The organism is Streptomyces sp. NPDC002779 (genome assembly GCF_042888685.1).
Taxonomy (GTDB): Bacteria; Actinomycetota; Actinomycetes; order Streptomycetales; family Streptomycetaceae; genus Streptomyces.
The window spans coordinates 113,636-133,686 of record NZ_JBIAQC010000015.1 but is presented as its reverse complement, the minus strand read 5'-3'; the positions used below and the strand labels follow the sequence as shown (position 1 = coordinate 133,686).

General features: G+C 73.0%; 20 protein-coding genes. 12 read left to right on the top strand and 8 right to left on the bottom strand.

All coding sequences use genetic code 11. The annotated features are described in order from the left end of the window. Window positions 1-3: 3 nt before the first annotated feature. The 7 genes from ACFYW5_RS31830 to ACFYW5_RS31800 all read left to right on the top strand — a co-directional run bounded on the left by ACFYW5_RS31830 (window position 4) and on the right by ACFYW5_RS31800 (window position 6,836). The gene (locus tag ACFYW5_RS31830; RefSeq protein WP_389420588.1) at window positions 4-720 is read left to right on the top strand and encodes a hypothetical protein; all 717 of its coding nucleotides are present in this window, start codon (window positions 4-6) and stop codon (window positions 718-720) included. A 39-nt stretch (window positions 721-759) separates the two neighbouring features. Then, window positions 760-1,557: a class I SAM-dependent methyltransferase gene (locus ACFYW5_RS31825; RefSeq protein ID WP_389420587.1), complete on the top strand. Its 798-nt coding sequence runs from the start codon at window positions 760-762 to the stop codon at window positions 1,555-1,557. Window positions 1,558-1,957: 400 nt separating this feature from the next. Then, the gene (locus tag ACFYW5_RS31820; protein WP_389420603.1) at window positions 1,958-2,404 is read left to right on the top strand and encodes an SAM-dependent methyltransferase; all 447 of its coding nucleotides are present in this window, start codon (window positions 1,958-1,960) and stop codon (window positions 2,402-2,404) included. Between the two features lie 23 nt (window positions 2,405-2,427). Beyond that, entirely contained in the window at window positions 2,428-3,699 is a 1,272-nt protein-coding gene (locus ACFYW5_RS31815) for an MFS transporter (protein ID WP_389420586.1), read from the top strand. After that, on the top strand, window positions 3,683-5,311 hold the full coding sequence (locus tag ACFYW5_RS31810; RefSeq protein WP_389420585.1) for an FAD-dependent oxidoreductase: 1,629 nt from the start codon (window positions 3,683-3,685) through the stop codon (window positions 5,309-5,311). Before ACFYW5_RS31815 ends, ACFYW5_RS31810 begins: the two co-directional genes overlap by 17 nt. A 113-nt stretch (window positions 5,312-5,424) precedes the next feature. Further along, window positions 5,425-5,994, top strand: a complete 570-nt coding sequence (locus ACFYW5_RS31805) for a TetR family transcriptional regulator (RefSeq protein WP_389420584.1) — start codon at window positions 5,425-5,427, stop codon at window positions 5,992-5,994. Window positions 5,995-6,143: 149 nt separating this feature from the next. Next, entirely contained in the window at window positions 6,144-6,836 is a 693-nt protein-coding gene (locus ACFYW5_RS31800) for a TetR family transcriptional regulator (RefSeq protein ID WP_389420583.1), read from the top strand. Between the two features lie 119 nt (window positions 6,837-6,955). Here ACFYW5_RS31800 and ACFYW5_RS31795 read toward each other — a convergent pair whose 3' ends face one another. Beyond that, entirely contained in the window at window positions 6,956-8,017 is a 1,062-nt protein-coding gene (locus tag ACFYW5_RS31795; protein WP_389420582.1) for a type III polyketide synthase, read from the bottom strand. Between the two features lie 418 nt (window positions 8,018-8,435). Between ACFYW5_RS31795 and ACFYW5_RS31790 the strand changes: the two genes are divergently transcribed. The 3 genes from ACFYW5_RS31790 to proB are packed head-to-tail and all read left to right on the top strand — an operon-like array spanning window position 8,436 to window position 11,850. Beyond that, window positions 8,436-9,608: a WhiB family transcriptional regulator gene (locus tag ACFYW5_RS31790; protein WP_389420581.1), complete on the top strand. Its 1,173-nt coding sequence runs from the start codon at window positions 8,436-8,438 to the stop codon at window positions 9,606-9,608. Further along, the gene (locus ACFYW5_RS31785; protein WP_389420580.1) at window positions 9,605-10,615 is read left to right on the top strand and encodes an alpha/beta fold hydrolase; all 1,011 of its coding nucleotides are present in this window, start codon (window positions 9,605-9,607) and stop codon (window positions 10,613-10,615) included. Before ACFYW5_RS31790 ends, ACFYW5_RS31785 begins: the two co-directional genes overlap by 4 nt. Beyond that, window positions 10,612-11,850: a glutamate 5-kinase gene (proB, locus tag ACFYW5_RS31780; protein WP_389420579.1), complete on the top strand. Its 1,239-nt coding sequence runs from the start codon at window positions 10,612-10,614 to the stop codon at window positions 11,848-11,850. The genes ACFYW5_RS31785 and proB overlap by 4 nt, the downstream gene beginning before the upstream one ends. Before the next feature lie 114 nt (window positions 11,851-11,964). Here proB and ACFYW5_RS31775 read toward each other — a convergent pair whose 3' ends face one another. The 4 genes from ACFYW5_RS31775 to ACFYW5_RS31760 all read right to left on the bottom strand — a co-directional run bounded on the left by ACFYW5_RS31775 (window position 11,965) and on the right by ACFYW5_RS31760 (window position 14,758). Beyond that, the gene (locus ACFYW5_RS31775) at window positions 11,965-12,126 is read right to left on the bottom strand and encodes a hypothetical protein (protein WP_389420578.1); all 162 of its coding nucleotides are present in this window, start codon (window positions 12,124-12,126) and stop codon (window positions 11,965-11,967) included. A gap of 15 nt (window positions 12,127-12,141) precedes the next feature. After that, complete coding sequence (locus tag ACFYW5_RS31770; RefSeq protein ID WP_389420577.1) at window positions 12,142-13,461, bottom strand: glutamate-5-semialdehyde dehydrogenase; 1,320 nt, start codon at window positions 13,459-13,461, stop codon at window positions 12,142-12,144. Further along, entirely contained in the window at window positions 13,458-13,595 is a 138-nt protein-coding gene (locus ACFYW5_RS31765; RefSeq protein ID WP_389420576.1) for a hypothetical protein, read from the bottom strand. The genes ACFYW5_RS31770 and ACFYW5_RS31765 overlap by 4 nt, the downstream gene beginning before the upstream one ends. Window positions 13,596-13,816: 221 nt before the next feature. Further along, window positions 13,817-14,758, bottom strand: coding sequence for a hypothetical protein (locus ACFYW5_RS31760; RefSeq protein WP_389420575.1), 942 nt, complete (start codon window positions 14,756-14,758; stop codon window positions 13,817-13,819). A 197-nt stretch (window positions 14,759-14,955) separates the two neighbouring features. Here ACFYW5_RS31760 and fdxA point away from each other — a divergent pair, with 197 nt between their 5' ends. Continuing rightward, window positions 14,956-15,279, top strand: coding sequence for a ferredoxin (gene fdxA, locus ACFYW5_RS31755; RefSeq protein WP_389420574.1), 324 nt, complete (start codon window positions 14,956-14,958; stop codon window positions 15,277-15,279). A 122-nt stretch (window positions 15,280-15,401) separates the two neighbouring features. Next, window positions 15,402-17,177 carry an SGNH/GDSL hydrolase family protein gene (locus ACFYW5_RS31750; protein WP_389420573.1) on the top strand — a complete coding sequence of 592 codons (1,776 nt, stop codon included), beginning with the start codon at window positions 15,402-15,404 and terminating at the stop codon, window positions 17,175-17,177. Between the two features lie 4 nt (window positions 17,178-17,181). Here the strand turns inward: ACFYW5_RS31750 and ACFYW5_RS31745 are convergent, their stop codons facing one another. The 3 genes from ACFYW5_RS31745 to pcaC are packed head-to-tail and all read right to left on the bottom strand — an operon-like array spanning window position 17,182 to window position 19,975. Next, the gene (locus ACFYW5_RS31745; protein WP_389420572.1) at window positions 17,182-17,961 is read right to left on the bottom strand and encodes an exodeoxyribonuclease III; all 780 of its coding nucleotides are present in this window, start codon (window positions 17,959-17,961) and stop codon (window positions 17,182-17,184) included. A 30-nt stretch (window positions 17,962-17,991) separates the two neighbouring features. After that, a complete protein-coding gene (locus ACFYW5_RS31740) occupies window positions 17,992-18,627 on the bottom strand; it encodes an MBL fold metallo-hydrolase (RefSeq protein WP_389420571.1) in 636 nt (211 codons plus the stop codon). 34 nt (window positions 18,628-18,661) lie between these two features. Beyond that, entirely contained in the window at window positions 18,662-19,975 is a 1,314-nt protein-coding gene (pcaC, locus tag ACFYW5_RS31735) for a 4-carboxymuconolactone decarboxylase (protein ID WP_389420570.1), read from the bottom strand. Window positions 19,976-20,051: the final 76 nt, after the last annotated feature.

The following is a 20,051-nucleotide window of genomic DNA, read 5'->3' as shown; positions in this document are numbered from 1 at the left end:
ACCGTGCGTGTCCACCGCCACCTGCAGTGGCGCCGCGATCCGGACGGGACGGCCTACCGTGCCCGGCGGTCGTTCCCGGCCGGACCGCCGAACGCGACGGTGCTGCTCGCCGGCCCCGGCAGCGTCTCGCACCTCGACGGCGAGGGACGCGACGACGAGCTGCTGGAGCGGCTGACGATCCGTCTGGTCGCCTCCGGCGCCCAGGTGTTGCAGTGCGACATGCCCGCCCGCGACCGCAACATCCCCGCCTCGGCGGCCGACGAGCGCATCCGTGCCGGGCGCCTGAGGCGGCTGCTGGACGGCTACCGGCACCTGATGACCGGCCCGCTGTCCCTGGTGGGCTTCTCGCTCGGCGGCCAGGCGCTGCTCAGGCTGCTGGAGTGCGGCTCACCGTCCCGCGCCGACCGGGTCGTCCTGATCGGCACGGTGGTGGAGACGGACGCCTTCCTGACCTCCCGCGTCCCCCTGATCGAGCTGGTCTACGGCAGTTTCGACCTGGTCGGCTATCTCGCCGACGAGTCGGACGACACGCTGCCGCCCGCGGTGTTCGAGCCGGCCCTGTACGCCGACTGGTCCGCCCGTCATCTGATCGGCACCCACTCACCCGCGGTCCGGGTCCACGTCCTGGACGGACTCGGTCACACCCTGCACCCGTGCGGTCCGGGCCCGGCCCGGGACCCGCTGCCGACGCTCACCTCCCTGGTGGGCATCACCTCATGACGTCACGTCAGCTCACAGCACGACAGGAAAGGGAACGAGATGCCCGCGAGTGAGACGGTCTCCAGCCGGCGGTTCGACAAGATCGCCGACAACTTCGCCACCAGCGAGGTGCACCGGTCGAGCCCCACGATGGAGGCGCTGCACGAGACACTCGGGCCGCAGACCGGCAGCGCGATCTGCGACGTGGCCTGCGGTGCGGGCCACCTCGCCCTGTCCTTCGCCGATGAGTACCCGGCCCGGCTGGTCGGCGTCGACCCGGCGCCGTCGATGCTGGAGTCGTTCCGCAAGCTGGCCGCCGAGCGGCAGGTGACGGTGGAGACGGCGCAGGCCGCCGCCGAGGAACTGCCCTTCCCGGACGCCTCGTTCGACCTGGTGGTGTCCCGGCTCGCCCCGCACCACTTCCAGGACATGCCGAAGGCGGTCGGGGAGATGACCCGGCTGCTGCGGCCGGGCGGGCGGCTGGCGGTGATCGATCTGGAGGGCCACGAGGACCCCGTGATCGACGCGCTCAACCACGAGTTGGAGATCCTGCACGACCCCACCCACCAGCGCAGCTACACCCTCGACGAATGGGTCGGCTTCCTCCAGGGCGCCGGGCTCAACGTGCCGGTCGCCCGCGGCCGTCAGGCGGAGAGCCGCACCGGGGTGCCGGTGAAGCGCTGGTGCGAGATCGCCTCCTCCGGCGCCGAGGCCGAGGCCGCGATCCGCAGGCGGCTGGCCGAGGCCCCGGCGGAACACCGGGAGGCGCTCGGCATCCGGCAGGACGGCGAGGAGTTCTACATCCCCGTGCGCACCTGCATGGTCATCGGCGTCAAGCCGCTGGGCGGGGGGCGCTGACATGCCGATCATCAGGCTGTTCTCCCCCGACGCGAGCCCGGGTGCCACGGCCCTGGAGCAACTGTCGCAGGCCGTCACGGAGTTGCTGGGCCTGCCCGCCGGTCACTGCTGGGTGTGGTGGCAGCGTCTTGAACCGGGCACCTATCACCGGCCCGAGTGGCGCGTCCCGGACACTCCCCCGGCCCCGGTCGGGTTCGTGGTGTGCAAGGAGAGCTACACCAAGGACCAGGTGGGCGCGCTGCTCCGGCTGATCCAGCAGCGGCTCGCCGAGCTGCTGAACGTCCCGGCGGAAGGGATCTTCCTGACCGTCCAGCGGGCCGTCGCGGGCGAGTTGCTGGTCCGGGACGAGGTGTGGTTCGCGCATCTGGAGGAGCCGCGGCCGGGCGCCGTCACCGACCTGGTGCCGATCGGGCGCGTCCACAGCGACCGCAGTGACCTCTCCGACGACTACTGGGGCGACGTCACCTCGGTGATCCGGCTGGACGGGCAGCGGTTCGGTCCCGAGGCGCTGCTCGGCCTGGACGCCTTCTCCCATCTGGAGGTGGTCTTCCACTTCCACCGGGTGGCCCCGGAGAAGGTGCACACCGGGGCGCGGCATCCGCGGGGCAACCCCGAGTGGCCGCGGGCCGGGATCTTCGCCCAGCGTGCGAAGAACCGCCCCAACCGCATCGGGGTCTCGCGCTGCCGGCTGCTGAAGGTCGACGGGCTCGACGTCCATGTGCGCGGCCTCGACGCCGTGGACGGCACGCCCGTGCTCGACATCAAGCCGTATCTGACCCAGTTCGGGCCGCGCGAGGACGTCGTACAGCCCGCGTGGGTCGACGATCTGATGCGCGACTACTACTAGAACGTCCGCCGATCGGAGCCGACATGAAGAAGTCCGCTGAGCGGGAGCGGCTGCCGCGCACCGCCCGGGCGCTGCTGGCCGCGGTGTTCGTGGACGCCCTCGGCAGCGGCCTCTACATGGCGGTCTCCGTCGTCTTCCTCACCCGCTACCTGGACCTGGGCAGCAGTGAGGTGGGGCTCGGTCTGGCGGTCGCCGGCGCGGTGTCGTTCGCGCTGCTGGTGCCCACCGGGATCCTGGCGGACCGGGCCGGTCCGCGCACCATGCTGATCGCCGCCCATCTGACCCGGGCGGCGCTGCTGGCGTGCTACCCGTTCGCCTCCGGTTTCGTGCCCTTCCTGCTCGTGGTGTCCCTGCTGGCGGTGGCCGACCGGGCCGCCTCGCCGCTGGTGCAGGGGATGTTCGGGGCGGCGGTGGAGTCCGGGCAGCGGGTGCGGGCGATGGGCATGGCCCGCTCGCTGCAGAACCTGGGGCTCTCGCTCGGCGGGCTGGCGGCCGCCGGGGCGCTGCTGTGGGACAGCGACGGGGTGTACCTGGCCGTCGTGCACGGCAACGCGCTGTCGTTCGTGCTGGCCGCCGCGCTGGTGGCCCGGCTGCCGGCCGGGCAGGGCGGCGGCGGCCGGCCGCTGCCGTGGCGGCGGCGCCTGGCGGTCTTCCGGGACCGGCGGTTCACCGGCCTGACCGTCCTCAACTCCGTGGTGAGCCTGCATGTGACGGTGCTGACCATCGGCATCCCGCTGTGGGTGCTGGCCCATGACGAGCTGCCCCGGTCCGTGATCGCCTGGACGCTGGTGCTCAACACGGTCGTCGTCGTGCTCTTCCAGGTACGGGCGACCCGCGGCATCGAGAGCGCCGCGGACGGCGGCCGGGCACTGCGGCTGAGCGGTCTGCTGCTCGCCGTCGGCTGCTGCGCGCTGGCCGCGACCGGCGAGCTGCCCACGGCCTGGGCGGTGACGGTGCTGCTCGCGGCGGTGGCCTTCCAGGCGTTCGCGGAGATGCACCAGCAGGCGGGCGCCTGGGCCATCTCCTACGACCTCGCGCCCGAGGACCGCCGTCAGGTGTATCTGGCTTTCTTCAGCCTGGGCAACGCCGCCCGCAACACCTACGGTCCGCTCGTCGTCACGTTCCTCGTGGTGCAGCGCGGGGCCGTCGGCTGGCTGCTGCTCGGCGCCCTGGCCCTCGGCTGCGGTGCCTGGGCGGCGCGGGCCGGCCGGCCGTCCACCGCTTCCGGTGCGCAGCCCGCACCGGCCGTATCGCTGACCGATGTCCAAGGAGAGACCCATGGCACCCACCCCTGAGCAGTCCGTCATCATCGTCGGAGCGGGACCCACCGGATTGGCACTGGCCTGCGAGCTGGCCGCCGCCGGAGTCTCCTGCACCGTCCTGGAGCGCCGTACGGAGGCGTCCGCGCAATCCCGTGCCATGGCCCTGTACAGCAGGACCCTGGAGGTGCTCGACCTGCGCGGCCACGCCGACGCGCTCACCGCGGTGGGCCGGCCGGTCGGCCGGATGCTGCCCGCGCAGGGCGCGGTGATCGACTTCACCGCGAGCGACAGCCCCTTCCCGGCGCTGTACGTCGTCCCACAGAGCCGCACCGAGGAGGCGCTGCAGCAGCGCGCGATCGATCTCGGGGTCATCGTGCAGCGCGGGGCCGAGGTGTTCGGCCTGGAGCAGGACGCGACAGGCGTCCGGCTGCAGGTGCGCACCGAGTCCGGCGAATGGGAGGAGACCGCGGACTACGTCGTCGGCTGCGACGGGGCGCACAGCGCGGTGCGCGAGCTGTCCGGCATCGCCTTCCGCGGCCGTACGTACGACATCGCGCCGATTCTCGCGGACGTACGGCTCGAGACGCCGCCGCCGAACGACGTCGCGATCCTCTGCGGCGGCGGCGCGATGATGGTGTCCATCCCCTTCGGGGACGGTTTCCACCGGATCGCGGTGGGCCACCGGGACCACCCGTGGACGCGGGACGAGGTGACGCTGGAGGAGCTGTCCGAGCGGCTGACGGAGGTCCTCGGCTTTGACCCCAAGCCGCACGAGCCGCGCTGGATGGCCCGGTTCAAGATCCACCAGCGGCTCGCGGACCAGTACCGCACCGGCCGGGTGCTGCTCGCGGGCGACGCGGCGCATCTGCACTCCCCGCTCGGCGGGCAGGGCCTGAACCTCGGCATCCAGGACGCCGTCAACCTCGGCTGGAAGCTGGCCGCCACGCTCCAGGGCTGGGCGCCGGCCGGACTGCTGGACACCTACCAGAGCGAGCGCCGGCCGCAGGCGCAGAAGATCCTCAAGGCCACCGATCACGCCACCCGGATGGCCACCCACCCCTCGCCGGTGGTGACGGGTCTGCGCCGGGTGGTGCTGAGCCGGCTCCTCGGGCAGCGCCGGATCCAGAAGTTCGCCGGCGAGGCGCTGTCCGGACTGCGCGCCGGTTACGCCGGCCGGGGCCGGCCGGCCGCGCTCGGCGGTGCCCGGCTGCGCCCCGGCCAGCGGGTGCCGGACCTCGCGGTGCCGCAGGCGGAGGGCGCGCCGGTACGGCTGTACGAGCTGATGCGCGACGGCCGCTTCCTCCTGCTCGACCTGGGCGGGGACGGCGGGGCCGCGGCGGTCGCGGACGCCTGGGGCTCGCGGGTCTGCCCGGTCCGGGTGGACGGTCCGGTTCCGCAACTCGCCGGTATCAGCGCGGTGTTGGTCCGCCCCGACGGCTACGCTGCCTGGGTGGACAGCACATCGTCGCCGACGGGCCGGGAAGCGCGCGTACGGCAGGCCCTGCACCGCTGGTGCGGCACCGAGGGGCCCACCCCGGCGCGGCAGCCCGCCGGCACCGCCGGGGCGGCGGCCCTCGCCCGGCCGTCCCGGCGGGAGCAGTCCGGAGCCACCGACACGGCGCCCGCCTCCGCCGACCGCACCTGACGAGGCACGACCGCGGCCGGCCCTGAGTGATACCGCCGGCCGCACTCCCGCGCGGCGGCCCGGTGCCGCCGCGCGGGCACCAGCACGGATCGGAAGCAGAAAGGTTCGTCGCCATGGCACAGCAGCTGATCTCGGGGCGTTCCCAGCGGACCCGCGAGGCCATACTGCGGGCGGCGCGGATGCACTTCGCGGCCGACGGGTACCAGCGGTCGACGATCCGGGCCATCGCGGCCACGGCGCGCATCGACCCCTCCATGGTCATGCGCTACTACGGCAGCAAGGAACAGCTCTTCGACGCCGCCCTCGACGTGGACCTGCACCTGCCGGACCTCACGGGCACGCCCCCGGAGCTGCTCCCGCAGGCGCTGGTCACCCACTTCCTCGCGCCGTGGGAGGACGACCTGGCCGAGGGCTCGATGCGGCTGCTGCTGCGCTGCGCGGCGACCAACGAGCGGGCGGCGGAGCATCTGCGGCAGATGCTGCACGAACAGTTCACCAGCAGCCTGCGCGGCGCCCTCGGGGCGGAGCGCGCGGCGGCGTGCAGCGGGATACTCGCGGCGCAGCTGCTGGGGGTGGCGTTCACCCGGTACGTCCTGCGGCTGCGGCCGATCGCGGACCTGCCGGTGGCGGCGCTGGCGGAGCTGGTGACGCCGTCGCTGCGGACGGTGCTGGCGGCCGAGTAAGGAAGAGCCCAAGACTCCGTATGGTCATGGCCTCGGGGTGACCCACCTGATAAGATATTTTCACTGTACAGTGAATTAATTGTTCCGACAGACCTCGTCCGAAGTGCAGTGATGTCATGAAACCCAGGCGCACAGACGGTTCCGCTTCGATGTCGGGAGGATCCGGGAAGACCGACTCGACCGACGTTCCGTCCGCTCGGCGCAGCCGTCCGAGGCGTGCCCGCAGCGGGCGTCGCCCAGGGGACAGCGGAACCCGCGACCAGATCCTGGAAGCGGCCCTCCATCTCTTCGCCGACCGGGGTTACGCCCGGACGACGATCCGGGCGATCGCCGAGGCCGCCCAGGTGGACCCGGCGCTGGTGCATCACTTCTTCGTGAACAAGGAGGGGGTGTTCGACGCCGCGATCAATTCCTCCTTCAGCGTCTCGATGGCCTTCGAGGAGACGCCGATGGGCGACACCGCCACCACCCAGGCGGCCTGGGTCGCGCAGACTTACTTCTCCTTCTGGGAGAACGAGAAGACGCGCTACGCCATGACCGCCATCTACCGGGCGGGCATGGCCGACAGTGCCACCTCGGACGTGCTCCGGGCCCGTGTCGAGGCGAGCTCCAAGTCCTGGGCGAACGCCTCCGGTTACCGGGACCTGCCCGACGCCGAGACTCGTGCGTCGCTGGCCGCCAGCCATCTCGCCGGGCTCGCCATCATGCGCTACGTCCTGCAGATCCAGCCTCTGGCCAGCATGGAGTATGCCGAGTTCCTGGCCTGGGTAGTGCCGGCGCTGGAGCAGCGGCTCTCCCCAGAGCTGCAGCCCCGTCGGTACAACGAGGGCGAGTCGGACTGATCCCCGCCGGGGCGCCACGCCGTACAGCGGAGGCGGGCGGTCCTGACGCAGGGCCGCCCGCCCGTGTCAACTGCGTGGTGATACAGCGATGGCTGCGGGACCGCTGTGGCGACGTCCGTTCAGACGCTGTTGCGCCAGACGGTCCTCAGCGCCATCAGGCACACACCGGGACCCACCCCGACCATGAGGCCGCGCGCCCCCGGCTCCGGCCGCTTGGCGAAGGTCCGCTCCAAGACCTCCAGCACGGACACAGATCCCAGGTTGCCCAGTTCGCGCAGTGAGTCGTGGGCCAGTCCGAACATCTCCGGAGGGCAGCCGAGACCGTCGGAGAGACAGTCCAGGATCCGAGGGCTTCCGGTGTGCGAGACGAGGAACTCCGGGGTGCCGTCTGTGCCGGCGGGCGCGGTCGCCTTCAGCCATTCCCTGAGCTCCGGCAGAACACCGCCGACCACCTGCGTCAGGCGCGGGGAGTTGAAGCCGTGTACGCCGTCGTCCTCCATACGACTACCGACGACGTCCTTGCCGCCGACGTCCAGGAACTCCCAGGAACCCACGACCTCCATGTGCGGGCCCGTCGCCCGCTCCCGGACCACACAGGCTCCGCCCGCGTCACCGATGATGGCCTTGAAGATCATCCCGTCCATGCCGGTGTCGCCGGGGTGCAAGTGGTGACTCAAGGCGTCCGCGCACACCACCAGCACGATGGCGTCCGGGCGGGCCTTCACCAGCTCAGCGGCCGTGGAGACCGCGAACACGCCTCCGACACAGCCCATCTGGGTCACGGGTATACGCCGGACCGATGGGGACAGGCCGAGCCGCTCCATCAGCAGGACGTCGAGTCCCGGCATGCTGTGCCCCGTGGCGCTGGAGACGACCAGAGCGGTGACGTCCTCCGGCTTCAGCCCGGCCTCCCGCAGTGCCGCGCGTCCTGCGCGTTCCGCGAGATCCAGTGACTCCCGCAGATGCTCGCGGTGGCACTCCAAGACCGGACGGTCGGCGCGGAACTGCTCTTCCAGCGGGCGTGTGTACCAGCGCGTGCGGACCGAGGAGCGGCGGATGATCTGCCGGACGAGACGCAGTCTCGGGTGGTCCGGGTACAACTCGGACACCCGTTCTATGAGTTCGTCGGTGGTCACCTGGTAGCGGGGCAGAGCGACAACGGGTGCGGTGATGACGGGCACGACGTCTCCAAAGCGGTGGGAAGCCAGCGGAAGAAGGAGGCACTCACCACGTCCGGCCCGGTGATCGGGCGCCCGAACGGCGTCGCAGTCGCCGCCGGTTGACTCTCGTCTGGAAAATCGCGCATGCCGAACACTCCCCCCGGTGTCTGACGGTGCTGTCCTTCGCGGGCGCCTCAAGGGCGCAGATCGTCGAGCGCGCATGACAAACAGCGCGCGCTCGACGGCACACGGCGATGCAGGAACGTTGCTTTCGAGGGCTTCCCCTGTCGGACACTCCCCTGGGTCGACCTCGCAACTAGAAGGTACGAGGCGGTAGTTGACTACAGCTAGAGCGAAATTCAACGCGTATGGAATTCAATCCGAGAGGACAGCCCAAAGCACCGGCCACCGGGATCACACCGAGAAAGGGCCGACCGCCATGCACGCACCACCGCACTACGCGGACCCCGACCCCTGGACCGAACGCGCCGCCTGCCGCGATACCGACCCCGAGACCTTCTTCCCCCTCCCCGGCGCCTCCGGCGGCGTGGACCGGGAGGCCATGGCCAAACGCCTGTGCGGGCGCTGCCCGGTGGCCCGGGAGTGTCTGCGCGAGGCCCTGGTCCACGACGAGGGCGCCGGGATCTGGGGCGGCTTCAACGCGCGTGAACGGCGTGAGCTGCTGCGTATCGCCGGCACGTTGGAGTCGACGGCCGCGGAGCTGGCCGCGTATCTCGCGGGTGGCGGGCGCAGGTTGAGCGCGACGCCCCGGGAGCGGCCGGCGTACGTGTGGTACCTGCGCCGGCACGGCTGGACCCCGCGCCGGATCGCCGGCGCCCTCGGCATCAGCTTCGGGCAGGTCCAACAGGCCTGGCAACTGGCCGAGTTGGCGTCGTCGTGCACCCGCGGCCCGGTGAGCGGCATGCCGAACCCGCGGGCGCCCAGGAAACGGGTGCGCCGGTCCGGCGCCGACACAGGGGAGGTGACCGGCGTCGAACGCCCCGCCATACGCGGCGGCGTGGCATCGCTGGGCGGCCTCCCACTCCCCCGGTACGGCTCACGGGCCCGGCCGCCCGGCCCCCAGCAACCCCAACTCCCCTCCGGCGGAGGCCATCCGGCGGGGCCGGTACCTGCGGACCGACGGGGGGTGCCGCTGGCGGGGGGTGGACGGCGGGCGCCGGGCGTCGGTGGCGGGTGGGGAGTCTCCCCGGCTGCGGCGGACGGGCCAGGTGGCCGGCGTACCCCCGTGCCGCCGGGATCCCGAGCGCCGGGCGCCGGTGCCGGACCCGGAGTTGCGACCGCAGACGACGGGGCGCAGTCCTCTCCTCGGTCGGCCGGTGGTGCCGGGTCCTCCGTGGAGCCCGCCCGTCGGTCGGCCGGTGTCGGGTCCTCGGCGGAGTCGGCGGCCGCAGAGCGGCGGGATTCGCGGTCGATGATCGCCGACCGGACCCGCATGCCCCTCATGCCCAAGGCGCGCCGTCTGCCCACCGGCCCTCGGGTCACGCTCACCAGCAGGTCCGCGCGCACCTTCGTCGCCCCCGGCAGTCCTCGGATCACCATCACCATCCGGCCCGTTCCGGGGGCCCCTGCCGGTGAGCGGGGTGCGTCATGAGTCCCGTACGGATGGGGCAGGACCGGCGGCTCGCGGGGACCGTCATCACGGAAGACGGCGCGGAGATCGTGGTCTACGCGCACGGCTCGCCGGAGGCCGAGGCCACCGTCGTACTGTCGCACGGGTGGACCATGTCGGCCATCGACTGGCGGCCGCACATCGACGCGTTGACGCGGCCCCGGCCCGGCTTTCCCGCGCTGCGGGCGGTCAGTTACGACCAGCGCGGGCACGGCAGGTCCACGCGGGGGCAGGCGCCGCTGGACATGGCGCTGCTCGGCCGGGACCTGGACCTCGTCCTGCGCCGGGCGACCGCACCCGAGGACGGGCCGGTCCTGCTCGTCGGCCACTCCATGGGCGGCATGGCGGTACAGCAGCTCGCCGCGGCCAGGCCCGATCTGTTCGGGCCGTGGGTCAGCGGCGTCGCGCTGTTCTCGACCTGCGTGGAGGACGTCGGGGCGGTCCCCTTCGTACCGCAGGACCGGGGCGCGCAGCGCAGGGCGCACGCCGAACGGCTCGTCTCCGACGGCATGTTGCGTTCGCCGGGCTGGGCCAAGGCCGTGCACCGGTTGCTCACCGGACCGCTGTCCCACCCCTCGACCGCCCCGATCTGGCACGCCCTGTTCGGGCGCGGCCCGGGCACCGACACCGCACGGGCCGACGCGCACGCGCTGCGTACCATCCCGCCGCTGATCGTGGCCGAGTTCTTCGCCGCGCTCACCACTCACGCCTGCGCGGGCCGCCTCGGCGCGCTCGGCCGGGTGCCGACCCGGATCCTCGTCGGCGCCCTGGACAGCTACACACCACCCGCCCAGGCCCTGCGCCTGGCCGACGACATCCCGGGGGCGAACCTGCACACCGTGCCGAAGCAGGGCCATGACCTGCCGTACGAGCGTCCGGTGCTGGTCGTGGAGACCGTGCACGCGCTCTTGCGCGACCTACGAGACCGACGCGAGCCGGCCCCGAGTGAGCCTCGGGAACTCGCCCTCGAAACGGGAGCGGAACGATGACCAAGCCCCCGACCCCCGACACCAAGCCCCCGACCCCCGATACCGAGGCCCTGCGCCCCGATGTCCTCAAGGCCAGGCGGATCGTGGTGAAGGTGGGTTCGTCCTCGCTGACCACCGCGGTCGGCGGCCTGGACTCGGACCGCGTGGACGCCCTCGTCGACGTCCTCGCCCGCACCCGCGCCACGGGCACCGAGATCGTGCTCGTCTCCTCCGGCGCCATCGCCGCCGGGCTCGCGCCGCTGGGCCTGGCCGAGCGCCCGCAGGACCTGGCCGGGCAGCAGGCGGCCGCCTGCGTGGGCCAGGGCCTGCTGGTGGCCCGCTACACGGCCTCCTTCGCCCGCTACGGCCTGCGGGTCGGCCAAGTCCTGCTGACCGCCGACGACATCGGCCGCCGCGCCCAGTACCGCAACGCCTACCGCGCCCTGACCAAGGTGCTGTCCATGGGCGCGGTGCCGATCGTCAACGAGAACGACACGGTGGCGACTTCGGAGATCCGCTTCGGCGACAACGACCGGCTCGCCGCCCTCGTCTCCCACCTCGTCCGCGCCGACCTGCTGGTGCTGCTGTCCGACATCGACGGCCTGTACGACGGCGACCCGCGGCGGCCCGGGGCGCAGCGCCTGAAGGACGTCCACGGCCAACAGGATCTGGCGGACGTCGAGTTGGGCGGCGCCGGCAATTCGGGGGTGGGCACCGGCGGGATGAAGACCAAGGTGGAGGCGGCCCGGATCGCGACCGGGGCCGGTGTCCCGGTGGTCCTCACCGCCGCCCGGCACGCGGCCGACGCGCTGGCGGGCCGGGAGACGGGCACCCTCTTCCACCGCACCGGCGACCGCAGCTCCGACCATCTGCTGTGGCTGGAGCACGCCAGCAGCCCGCGCGGCAGCGTCCAGCTGACGGCGGACGCGGTGCAGGCCCTGGTGCAGGGCCGCGGGGCGCTGCCCGCGACCGGGGTGACCCGGGTGGCGGGCCAGTTCGTCGCGGGTGATCCGGTGGAACTCCTCGACGAGGAGGGCCGTGTGGTCGCCCGCGGCCTGGCCTCGCTCGCCTTCCAGGAGCTGTCGCTGCTGCGCGGCCGTTCGGGCCGGGAGGTGGTCCACCAGGACGACCTGGTCCTGCTCCCGGCCGCGGCCCGCGGCGGGCTCCCGTCACAACTGCGCCGGCAGGTGAGCGTACGGGTGCTGCCGGCCCGCGAGTTCGCGGCACGGGACGCGGGCGGACCCGGGCTCGGCTGACGACCGGCAGCAGGGCGGCGCCCGTCGGTTTCCCCGACGGGCGCCGCCCTGTCGTACGAGGCCCACGACGGGCCCGACTTGCCGAGGCCGCTCCGCCTTCCCGCTCCGCTCCGCTCAGTCGATGCTGCGGACGATGTGGAACTCGGCGGGATCGTCCTCCACTCCGGCCAGCCCCAGCGGGGGCGGCACCTCGGAGCGGCGGCGGACCCGCCGTGCCTCGTCCCGGTACACGAGCCGGCCCGCCGGCTTCGTCTTCGTGATGATGCGTATCTGCATGAACGGACCTCCCGTCTAGGGCAGCGGGGCGGCGGTTCCGCCCTTGATGTGCCCATCGCCCACCAGGACGTACTTGGTGGTCGTCAGCGCGGTCAGACCCATCGGGCCGCGCGCGTGCAACTTCTGGGTGGAGACGCCGAGTTCGGTGCCCAGGCCGAGCTCACCGCCGTCGGCGAAGCGGGTGGAGGCGTTGACGGCGACGACCGCGGTGTCCAGCGCGCCGACGAACCGGCGGGCGGCGGTGTGCGAGTCGGTGACGATGGCCTCCGTGTGACCGGTGCCGTAGCGCCGGATGTGCTCGACGGCCTCGTCCAGCGAACCGACGACGGCGGCGGAGATCTCCAGGTCGAGATACTCGCGGCCCCAGTCCTCGTCGGTGGCGGGTACGACGGCCGCGTGCCGGGCCCGTACCCGCGCGTCCCCGTGCACCACCACGCCGCGTTCGGCCAGCGCGGACAGGGCGCGGGGCAGGAAGGCGGGCGCCACGGCCTCGTGGACGAGGAGGGACTCGGCGGCGTTGCAGACGGACGTCCGCTGCGTCTTGGCGTCGAGCAGGATCGCCAGCGCCTTGTCGAGGTCGGCGTGCTCGTCGACGTAGACGTGGCAGTTGCCGACGCCGGTCTCGATCACGGGTACGGCGGACTCGCGCACGGTGGTGCGGATGAGCTCGGCGCCGCCGCGCGGGACGAGGACGTCCACCAGGCCGCGCAGGGACATCAGTTCGCGTACGGCGGCATGCGTGGTACCGGGCACCGTCTGCACCGCGTCGACGGGTGCGCCGGTGTCCGCGAGGGCCTTGCGCATGGCGGCGACGAGGGCGGCGTTGGTGTGCCGGGCGGTCGAGGAGCCGCGGAGCAGAACGGAGTTGGCGCTCTTGAGGCAGAGGGCGGCGGCGTCGACGGTGACGTTCGGGCGGCCCTCGTAGATCATCCCGATGACACCGAGGGGGACTCTGATCCGCCGTACCTCCAGGCCGTTGGGCCGGACGGTCCCGTCCACGCCGGCGCCGACCGGGTCGGGCTGGGCGGCGAGGAAGCGCACGGTGCCGGCGAGCGTGTGGAGCTGCTCGCGGGTGAGGGTCAGCCGGTCCAGTACGGCGGCGCCGAGTCCGGCGTCCCGGGCGGCGGCCAGGTCGCGCTGGTTCGCGGCGAGGATGTCGGCGGGGTCGACGGTCAGCCGCCGCGCGATGGCGAGCAGCGCGGCGTTCCGTACGTCACCGGAGGTACCGGCAAGCAGCCGGGCGGCGGCGCGGGAGGCGAGGGCGGCATCGCGCACGTCCTCCGTCCTGACCTGCGGCGCCACGTCCCGGACGCCGACGGCCGCATCGGCGGTCATCCCTCACCGCCGTCCTCCACCTGCTCCACGGGCGGCGGCGCGGGCACGGTCCCCGACAACTCGGCCAGCATCACCCACGCCAACGCCTCGGCCTCCTCCGGATGGACGGTGAGACCGGTGCCAGTGCTGCTCATAGGAACTCCCTGCGATATAGGGGCGCTGCCGTGTCCCACCCACAAGAGGAACTCAACAACTGGTGAACTCACCCCCCACGAGACTTGCACGAGCCATGAACCCCGACAAGACCGGCACTTCGGCTCCACGAGAGCGACTGGACTGAACCTTGAGCGGGGCTCCACGCGGCGGCAGACGGGAACACGGAAGGAACCCACCGCCCGGCCGAAGCCCGGCGACGTCACCGCCGCGGCTCCGGCGTCGCCCCCACCGCCACCGTGGTCGACCTGCGCAGCCGTATCCCCCAGAAGTGGCCGCCGGGCGCGGCGACTTGCGGGCGGGAGCCCTCCGGTGCGCCGTGGGTTTCCGCGCGGGCCAGCATAAACACGCCCCGTCCCGCCGCGGCCGCCGCGACCAGACCGGCGGCCACCGTCATCAGCCCCGTCGCGTACCGGTCCCCCAGCACCGCCACCCCGAGCACCACGGCGAACACCGGGTTCACCAGCGTCACCGTGGCCAGCGGAGCCGCCAGTCCGCCCCGGTAGGCGAGCTGGCACAACAGCAGCCCGGCCGGCGCGAGGAACAGCACCCCGCCCGCGACCAGCACCGTCGACGTGATGGTCCCCGAGCCGGCCCCGGTCACCCGGAGCACCGCGGTCTGCGCCAGCGCGCTCGCCGCCGCGAAGGCGACCCCCGCCGCGGCCGCGTACGACAGACTCGCGACCGTCACGCTCCGGGCGGCCGCCGCCGCGACCACCGGCACTCCCATCGCGACCGCGGTCAGCAGCCCGACCCCGACCAGTTCACCCGTGTCCAGCGTGCGGCTCTCCCCGGCGGACGGGACGAGCGCCAGCAGTCCCACCACGCCGGCCACCGTCAACGCCGTCCCCGCCCACTGCGCGGACGTCATCCGCTGCCGCAGCACTCCCGACGACAGCAGGGGCGCCGCGACCAGCGTCAGCACCCCGAGCATCTGCACGGCGACGAGCGAGCCGTACCGTAACGCGGCCGTGTGCAGCACGGCCCCCAACGCGTTGAGCAGCACCGCCACCCACCACGCCCCGGACCGCCGCAGTCCGACCCCCCGCGACCCGGCGGCCCGCAGGGCGGCCATCCGCTGCGCGACCGCCGCGGCCGCGTACGCCAGCGCGGAAGTCGCACCGAGCACCAGAACCGAGAACACGGTGGTACGTCCTTTCACCGCGCCGGGCACGGAGCCGTAATATTTCACCCTCCGTTGAAGTCTACGGGTGCTGAATTAACCCGCGCAACCGGTTCGAGACGGACTCCATCCGACATCCACGCGCATTCCTGCCGCGCCTCCTACCCTCACCGCACGCACGAGCCCGGCAACGCCATCTGGATCACGGAGAGTCGCTCATGACGTACGTCATCGCCCAGCCCTGCGTCGACCTCAAGGACAAGGCCTGCGTCGACGAGTGCCCCGTCGACTGCATCTACGAAGGCCAGCGGAAGATGTACATCAACCCGGACGAATGCGTCGACTGCGGCGCCTGCGAGCCCGTCTGCCCGGTCGAGGCGATCTTCTTCGAGGACGACGTCCCCGGCGAGTGGACCGACTTCCGCCGGGCCGACACGGAGTTCTTCGCCGACCTCGGCTCCCCGGGCGGCGCCGCCAACCTCGGCCCCGTCGAGTCCGACCACCCGGTGGTCGCGGGGCTGCCCGTGACCGCGAAGCCGTGACGAACGGGTGAGTTCGGCCGCCGTGCACACGACCCTCGTTGACCTGCGCCCGCCACGTCCATAGCTTCGTGCCCGCCTGACATCACGTCAGCAAAGGGCGTCACGGAGGAGAGGGGCGGGACGTGCGGCTGAGTCTTCGGGGCGCGGGGGTCGTGTGCGCGCTGATCGCGGGGCTGCTGCCCGTGACATCGGTGACCGCCCACGGGGCGACGGCTGCGGCCGAGCCGCTGCCCTTGGAGCAGCTCTTCGACAACACCGCGGTCAGCGACGACGCCCGCCCCGGCGAGGCGGACTTCGACGGCTCGGGCGCCTCCCTGTCGGCCACGGACCTGGCCGCCGCGGGCTGGCACCCGGGCCGCGCGTTCACCGTGCAGGGCGCCCGTCTCACCTGGCCGGACCGCACCCCGGGCGAGCCCGACAACGTCCTCGCCGCCGGACAGGACATCCGCCTCCCCGGCCGCGGCGACGCCCTCGCCTTCCTGGTCGCCGGCACCACCGGCACGGACGTGACCGGCACCGGCACCGTCGCGTACGCGGACGGCACCAGCACCCCGTACCGGCTCACCGCCCCCGACTGGCGCACCGGCCCGCTCGCCACCAAGGCGCTGGCCCTCCCACACATCAACACACCGGCCGGCCGGCTCACCGAGAAGGCCCGGCTGTACGTCGTCACCGTGCCGCTCGCGGCCGACCGCGAGGTGACGTCGGTACGGCTGCCGCACGCGGCCGGACTCCATGTGTTCGCGGTGTCGGTGCGCACCGACACCCTCGGGTGGACCGGCACCTGGTCCGCGGCCACCGGCGGCTACCCGGCCGTGGGTCCCTGGACCGACCGGACGCTGCGGCTGGTCGTGCACACCTCGGCGGGCGGGCCGCGGGTGCGCGTCCGCTTCGACAACACCTTCGCGGCGGCGCCGGTACGGATCGGCAGCGCCACGGTGGCCGTCCAGGCGTCCGGCGCCACGCCGCAGGGAGCGCCGGTGCCGCTGTCCTTCGGCGGCGCGGCGGGCAGCGAGATCCCGGCGGGCGCCCAGGTGTTCAGCGACCCGCTGGGCTTCACGGTGCCCGCGGACACGAACCTCCTGGTCAGCTTCCATCTGCCCGGCACGGTGGCGGCGGCGCCGGTGCACCGGCTCGCGGTCCAGCGGTCGTACCTCAGCGAGCCGGGCGACCACGCGGCCGACGGTACCGCCACGGCCTACACCTCGACCCTGACCAGCTGGCCGCTGCTCGCCGGGGTGGACGTGGGCGGCGGGCCGGGTTCGGTGGTGGTGCTCGGCGACTCGATCACGGACGGGTCGCATTCCACCCTCGACGCGAACCGGCGCTGGCCCAATGTGCTGGCCACCCGGCTGCTCGGCCAGGACGAGGTGCCGCACTACGGCGTGCTCAACCAGGGGATCTCCGGCAACCGTGTGCTCACCGACCGCTACCCCGGGGACGGCGTCTCCACGGAGACCGCCGGGGTGAACGCGCCCCACCGCTTCGACCGTGATGTCCTCGCCCAGCCGTCGGTACGGACCGCGGTGGTCTTCGAGGGCGTCAACGACGTGCTCGCGGGCGCGACCTCGGAGCAGGTGATCGAGGGCCTGCGCCTGCTCGCGGACCGGGGACGCGAGCGCGGGCTGCGGATGCTGGCGGCCACGATCGTGCCGTGCGAGGGCGCGGCCAAGTGCACGGCCGCGGTCGACGCGGAGCGGGCCGAGGTGAACGCGTGGATCCGGGCCACGGGGGTCTTCGACGGCGTCCTGGACTTCGACGCGGCCCTGCGGGATCCGGCGCGCCCGTCGCGCCTCCTGCCGGAGTACGACAGCGGGGACCATCTGCACCCGGGTGACGCGGGGCTCGCGGCGCTGGCCGCGTCGGTGGATCTGCGGGCGCTGGTGCCCGTGCCGTGAGGGGCTACACGTCCAGGTCGACCACTACCGGCGCGTGGTCGGAGGCGCCCTTGCCCTTGCGCTCCTCGCGGTCCACGTACGCGTCCTTGACCGCCGACGCGAACGGTTCGTTGCCGTAGACGAGGTCGATGCGCATGCCGCGGTTCTTGGGGAAGGCGAGCTGGCGGTAGTCCCAGTACGTGAAGGGGTGGTCGTACTTGAGGGGCCGCGGGACCACGTCCGACAGGCCCGCCTCGCGCAGGGACGCCAGGGCCGCCCGCTCGGCGGGGGTGACATGGGTCAGGCCCTCGAAGGCCGCCACGTCGAAGACGTCGTCGTCCGTCGGCGCCACGTTGTAGTCGCCCAGCACCGCGAACGGGCGGCTGCCGGCCGCGTCGCCCGCGACGGCCGCCTTCAGGGCCTCGAACCACTGGAGCTTGTAGGCGTAGTGCGGGTGGTCCACCTCGCGGCCGTTGGGCACGTACACCGACCAGACGCGGACCGGGCCGCAGGTCGCGGAGATGGCGCGGGGCTCGGCCGAGCCGTCGTAGCCGGGATCGCCGGGCAGGCCCTTGACGACGTCCTCGATCCCTATGCGGGAGAGCACCGCCACGCCGTTCCACCGGCCGGTCGCGTGGACCGCCGCCTCGTAACCCAGCTCGCGCAGCTGCTCGGCCGGGAAGGCGGCCTCGGCGACCTTGGCCTCCTGGAGGCAGAGCACATCGGTGCCACTGCTCTCCAGCCAGGCCAGGAGCCTCGGCAGGCGGGCGGTGATCGAGTTCACGTTCCAGGTCGCGATACGCATGTCCCACAACCTACCCGGCGGCACTGACAATCAGAGAGCCGCGCTCTGGCCGGGCGCGAGCCGCAGGTGCTCGGCGCCACCGAGGGCGCCGATCTGGTTGTCGTAGATCGGCCGGGCGAGGTCGGTGAGCAGGGCGTCGTGGATGTCGTAGGCGCGCCGCGGTTTCACCTCGCGGACGTACTCGATGACCTCCGAGATCTTGCTCCAGGGGGCCATGACCGGCAGCATCAGCGTCTCGACCGGGTGGTCGGGGACGGTGAGGGCGTCGCCGGGGTGGAAGACGCGGCCGCCGTCGACGAGATAGCCGACGTTGGTGATCCGCGGGATGTCCGGGTGGATGACCGCGTGCAGTTCGCCGTGGACCTGGACGTCGAAGCCCGCCGCGGTGAAGGTGTCGCCGTGGCCGACGGTGTGCACCCGGCCCGGGAAGGCGGCCGAGATCTTCTCCGCGACCGACCGCAGGGTCCAGATCTCGGCGGCCGGGTTGGCCTCCATCGCGGTGCGCAGCCGCTCTTCGCTGAAGTGGTCGGGGTGCTCGTGCGTGACGAGGATCGCGTCCGCGCCGACGGCGGCGTCCTCCTCGCTGAAGCCTCCGGGGTCGAGGACGAGCACCCGCCCGTCCTTCTCCAGGCGGACGCAGGCGTGCGTCTTCTTCGTGAACCTCATGGCACCATCCTGCCCGCCGCGCCACAGCGCGGGCTCACTCGGTGGGGGTGGTCTCCTCGCGTATCACCTGCTGCGCCACCTTGAACGCGCTGTTCGCCGCCGGTACACCGCAGTAGACCGCGGCCTGGAGCAGCACTTCCTTGATCTCGGCGGGCGTGAGGCCGTTGCGCAGCGCGGCCCGCACGTGGAAGGCGAGCTCGTCCAGGTGGCCGCCCGCGACCAGAGCGGTGAGGGTGACGCAGCTGCGCGCACGCCGGTCGAGGCCGGGGCGGTCCCAGATCTCGCCCCAGGCGTAGCGGGTGACGAACTCCTGGAAGTCGCCCGAGAACTCGTCGGCCTGCGCCAGCGCCCGGTCCACATGTGCGTCGCCGAGCACCTCGCGGCGCACCTTCAGGCCGGCGTCGTACGGATCCGGCCGGCCGCCCTCCACCGGGGCGGGGACGGCGGCGGGGGCGATCTCGGCGATGGGCGCGGGCTGCGGGGGCGCGACCGGCGCCGCAGCGGCGAGGACCGGCTGCACGGGCGCCGCCGGGATGGCGACCTGGCCGGTGGACGGCTCGTAGGCGGGCTGCCAGGCGGTGGAGAAGTGTCTGACCAGCAGATCGGTGACGGCCGCCGGCTGCTCCACCGGTACGAGGTGGGAGGCGCCGGGGACCACGGCGAGCCGCGCGTCCGGGATGCCGGCGACCAGGGTGCGGGCCTCGGCGGGGCCGGTGACCTGGTCCTCGGAGCCGACCAGGACCAGGGTGGGCACGCCGATGCTGGTCAGCTCGGTGCGCACGTCGAAGGAGGCGAGCGCCTCGCAGGCGGCGATGTAGCAGCCGGGGTCGGTGGTGCGCACCATCTGTACGGCCCAGTCGGTGATGGCGGGCTGGGCGCCGGCGAAGCCGTGGGTGAACCAGCGCTCGGGCGAACTGCGGGCGATGGGGTCGAGGCCGTTCGTCCGGACGATCACCCCGCGCTGCCGGAACTCGTCGGCGGTGCCGAAGCGGGGCGAGGCGGCGATCAGGGCGAGCGAGGCCAGCCGCTCGGGGTTGCGCAGCGCCAGCTCCACTCCGATGGCGCCGCCGAACGCGCAGCCCGCGTAGCCGAAGCGCGGCACGCCGAGACCGTCCAGCGTGACGAGCAGCCGCGTGGCGAGCTCGGCGACCGAACCGGCCGGGTACGCCGGGGCGCCGCCGTGTCCCGGCAGGTCGAACCGGAAGACCCGCCACTGCTTCGTCAGCTCGGGGACCTGACGGTCCCACATGTGCCAGGTGGTGCCGAGCGACGGGCCGAGGATGAGGACCGGGGCGTCTTGCGGGCCGTCGAAGCGGTACTGGAGGGCAGGGGTCTTCGTCTCACTCACCGCTCCACGCTAGCGTCCGCGCCTCGGTGCCCCGCCCCCGGTCCCCCACTCCCCCCATCCGGCTCCCGGACTTCGG

Coding starts and splice junctions, on each gene's coding strand:
- ACFYW5_RS31815 (WP_389420586.1), top strand. CDS start 2,428: ATGAAGAAGTCCGCTGAGCGGGAGCGGCTGCCGCGCACCGCCCGGGCG.
- ACFYW5_RS31770 (WP_389420577.1), bottom strand. CDS start 13,461: ATGACCGCCGATGCGGCCGTCGGCGTCCGGGACGTGGCGCCGCAGGTC.
- ACFYW5_RS31740 (WP_389420571.1), bottom strand. CDS start 18,627: ATGAGGTTCACGAAGAAGACGCACGCCTGCGTCCGCCTGGAGAAGGAC.
- ACFYW5_RS31790 (WP_389420581.1), top strand. CDS start 8,436: ATGCACGCACCACCGCACTACGCGGACCCCGACCCCTGGACCGAACGC.
- ACFYW5_RS31775 (WP_389420578.1), bottom strand. CDS start 12,126: ATGCAGATACGCATCATCACGAAGACGAAGCCGGCGGGCCGGCTCGTG.
- ACFYW5_RS31805 (WP_389420584.1), top strand. CDS start 5,425: ATGGCACAGCAGCTGATCTCGGGGCGTTCCCAGCGGACCCGCGAGGCC.
- proB (WP_389420579.1), top strand. CDS start 10,612: ATGACCAAGCCCCCGACCCCCGACACCAAGCCCCCGACCCCCGATACC.
- ACFYW5_RS31810 (WP_389420585.1), top strand. CDS start 3,683: ATGGCACCCACCCCTGAGCAGTCCGTCATCATCGTCGGAGCGGGACCC.
- ACFYW5_RS31825 (WP_389420587.1), top strand. CDS start 760: ATGCCCGCGAGTGAGACGGTCTCCAGCCGGCGGTTCGACAAGATCGCC.
- ACFYW5_RS31785 (WP_389420580.1), top strand. CDS start 9,605: ATGAGTCCCGTACGGATGGGGCAGGACCGGCGGCTCGCGGGGACCGTC.
- fdxA (WP_389420574.1), top strand. CDS start 14,956: ATGACGTACGTCATCGCCCAGCCCTGCGTCGACCTCAAGGACAAGGCC.
- ACFYW5_RS31765 (WP_389420576.1), bottom strand. CDS start 13,595: ATGAGCAGCACTGGCACCGGTCTCACCGTCCATCCGGAGGAGGCCGAG.
- ACFYW5_RS31745 (WP_389420572.1), bottom strand. CDS start 17,961: ATGCGTATCGCGACCTGGAACGTGAACTCGATCACCGCCCGCCTGCCG.
- ACFYW5_RS31800 (WP_389420583.1), top strand. CDS start 6,144: ATGTCGGGAGGATCCGGGAAGACCGACTCGACCGACGTTCCGTCCGCT.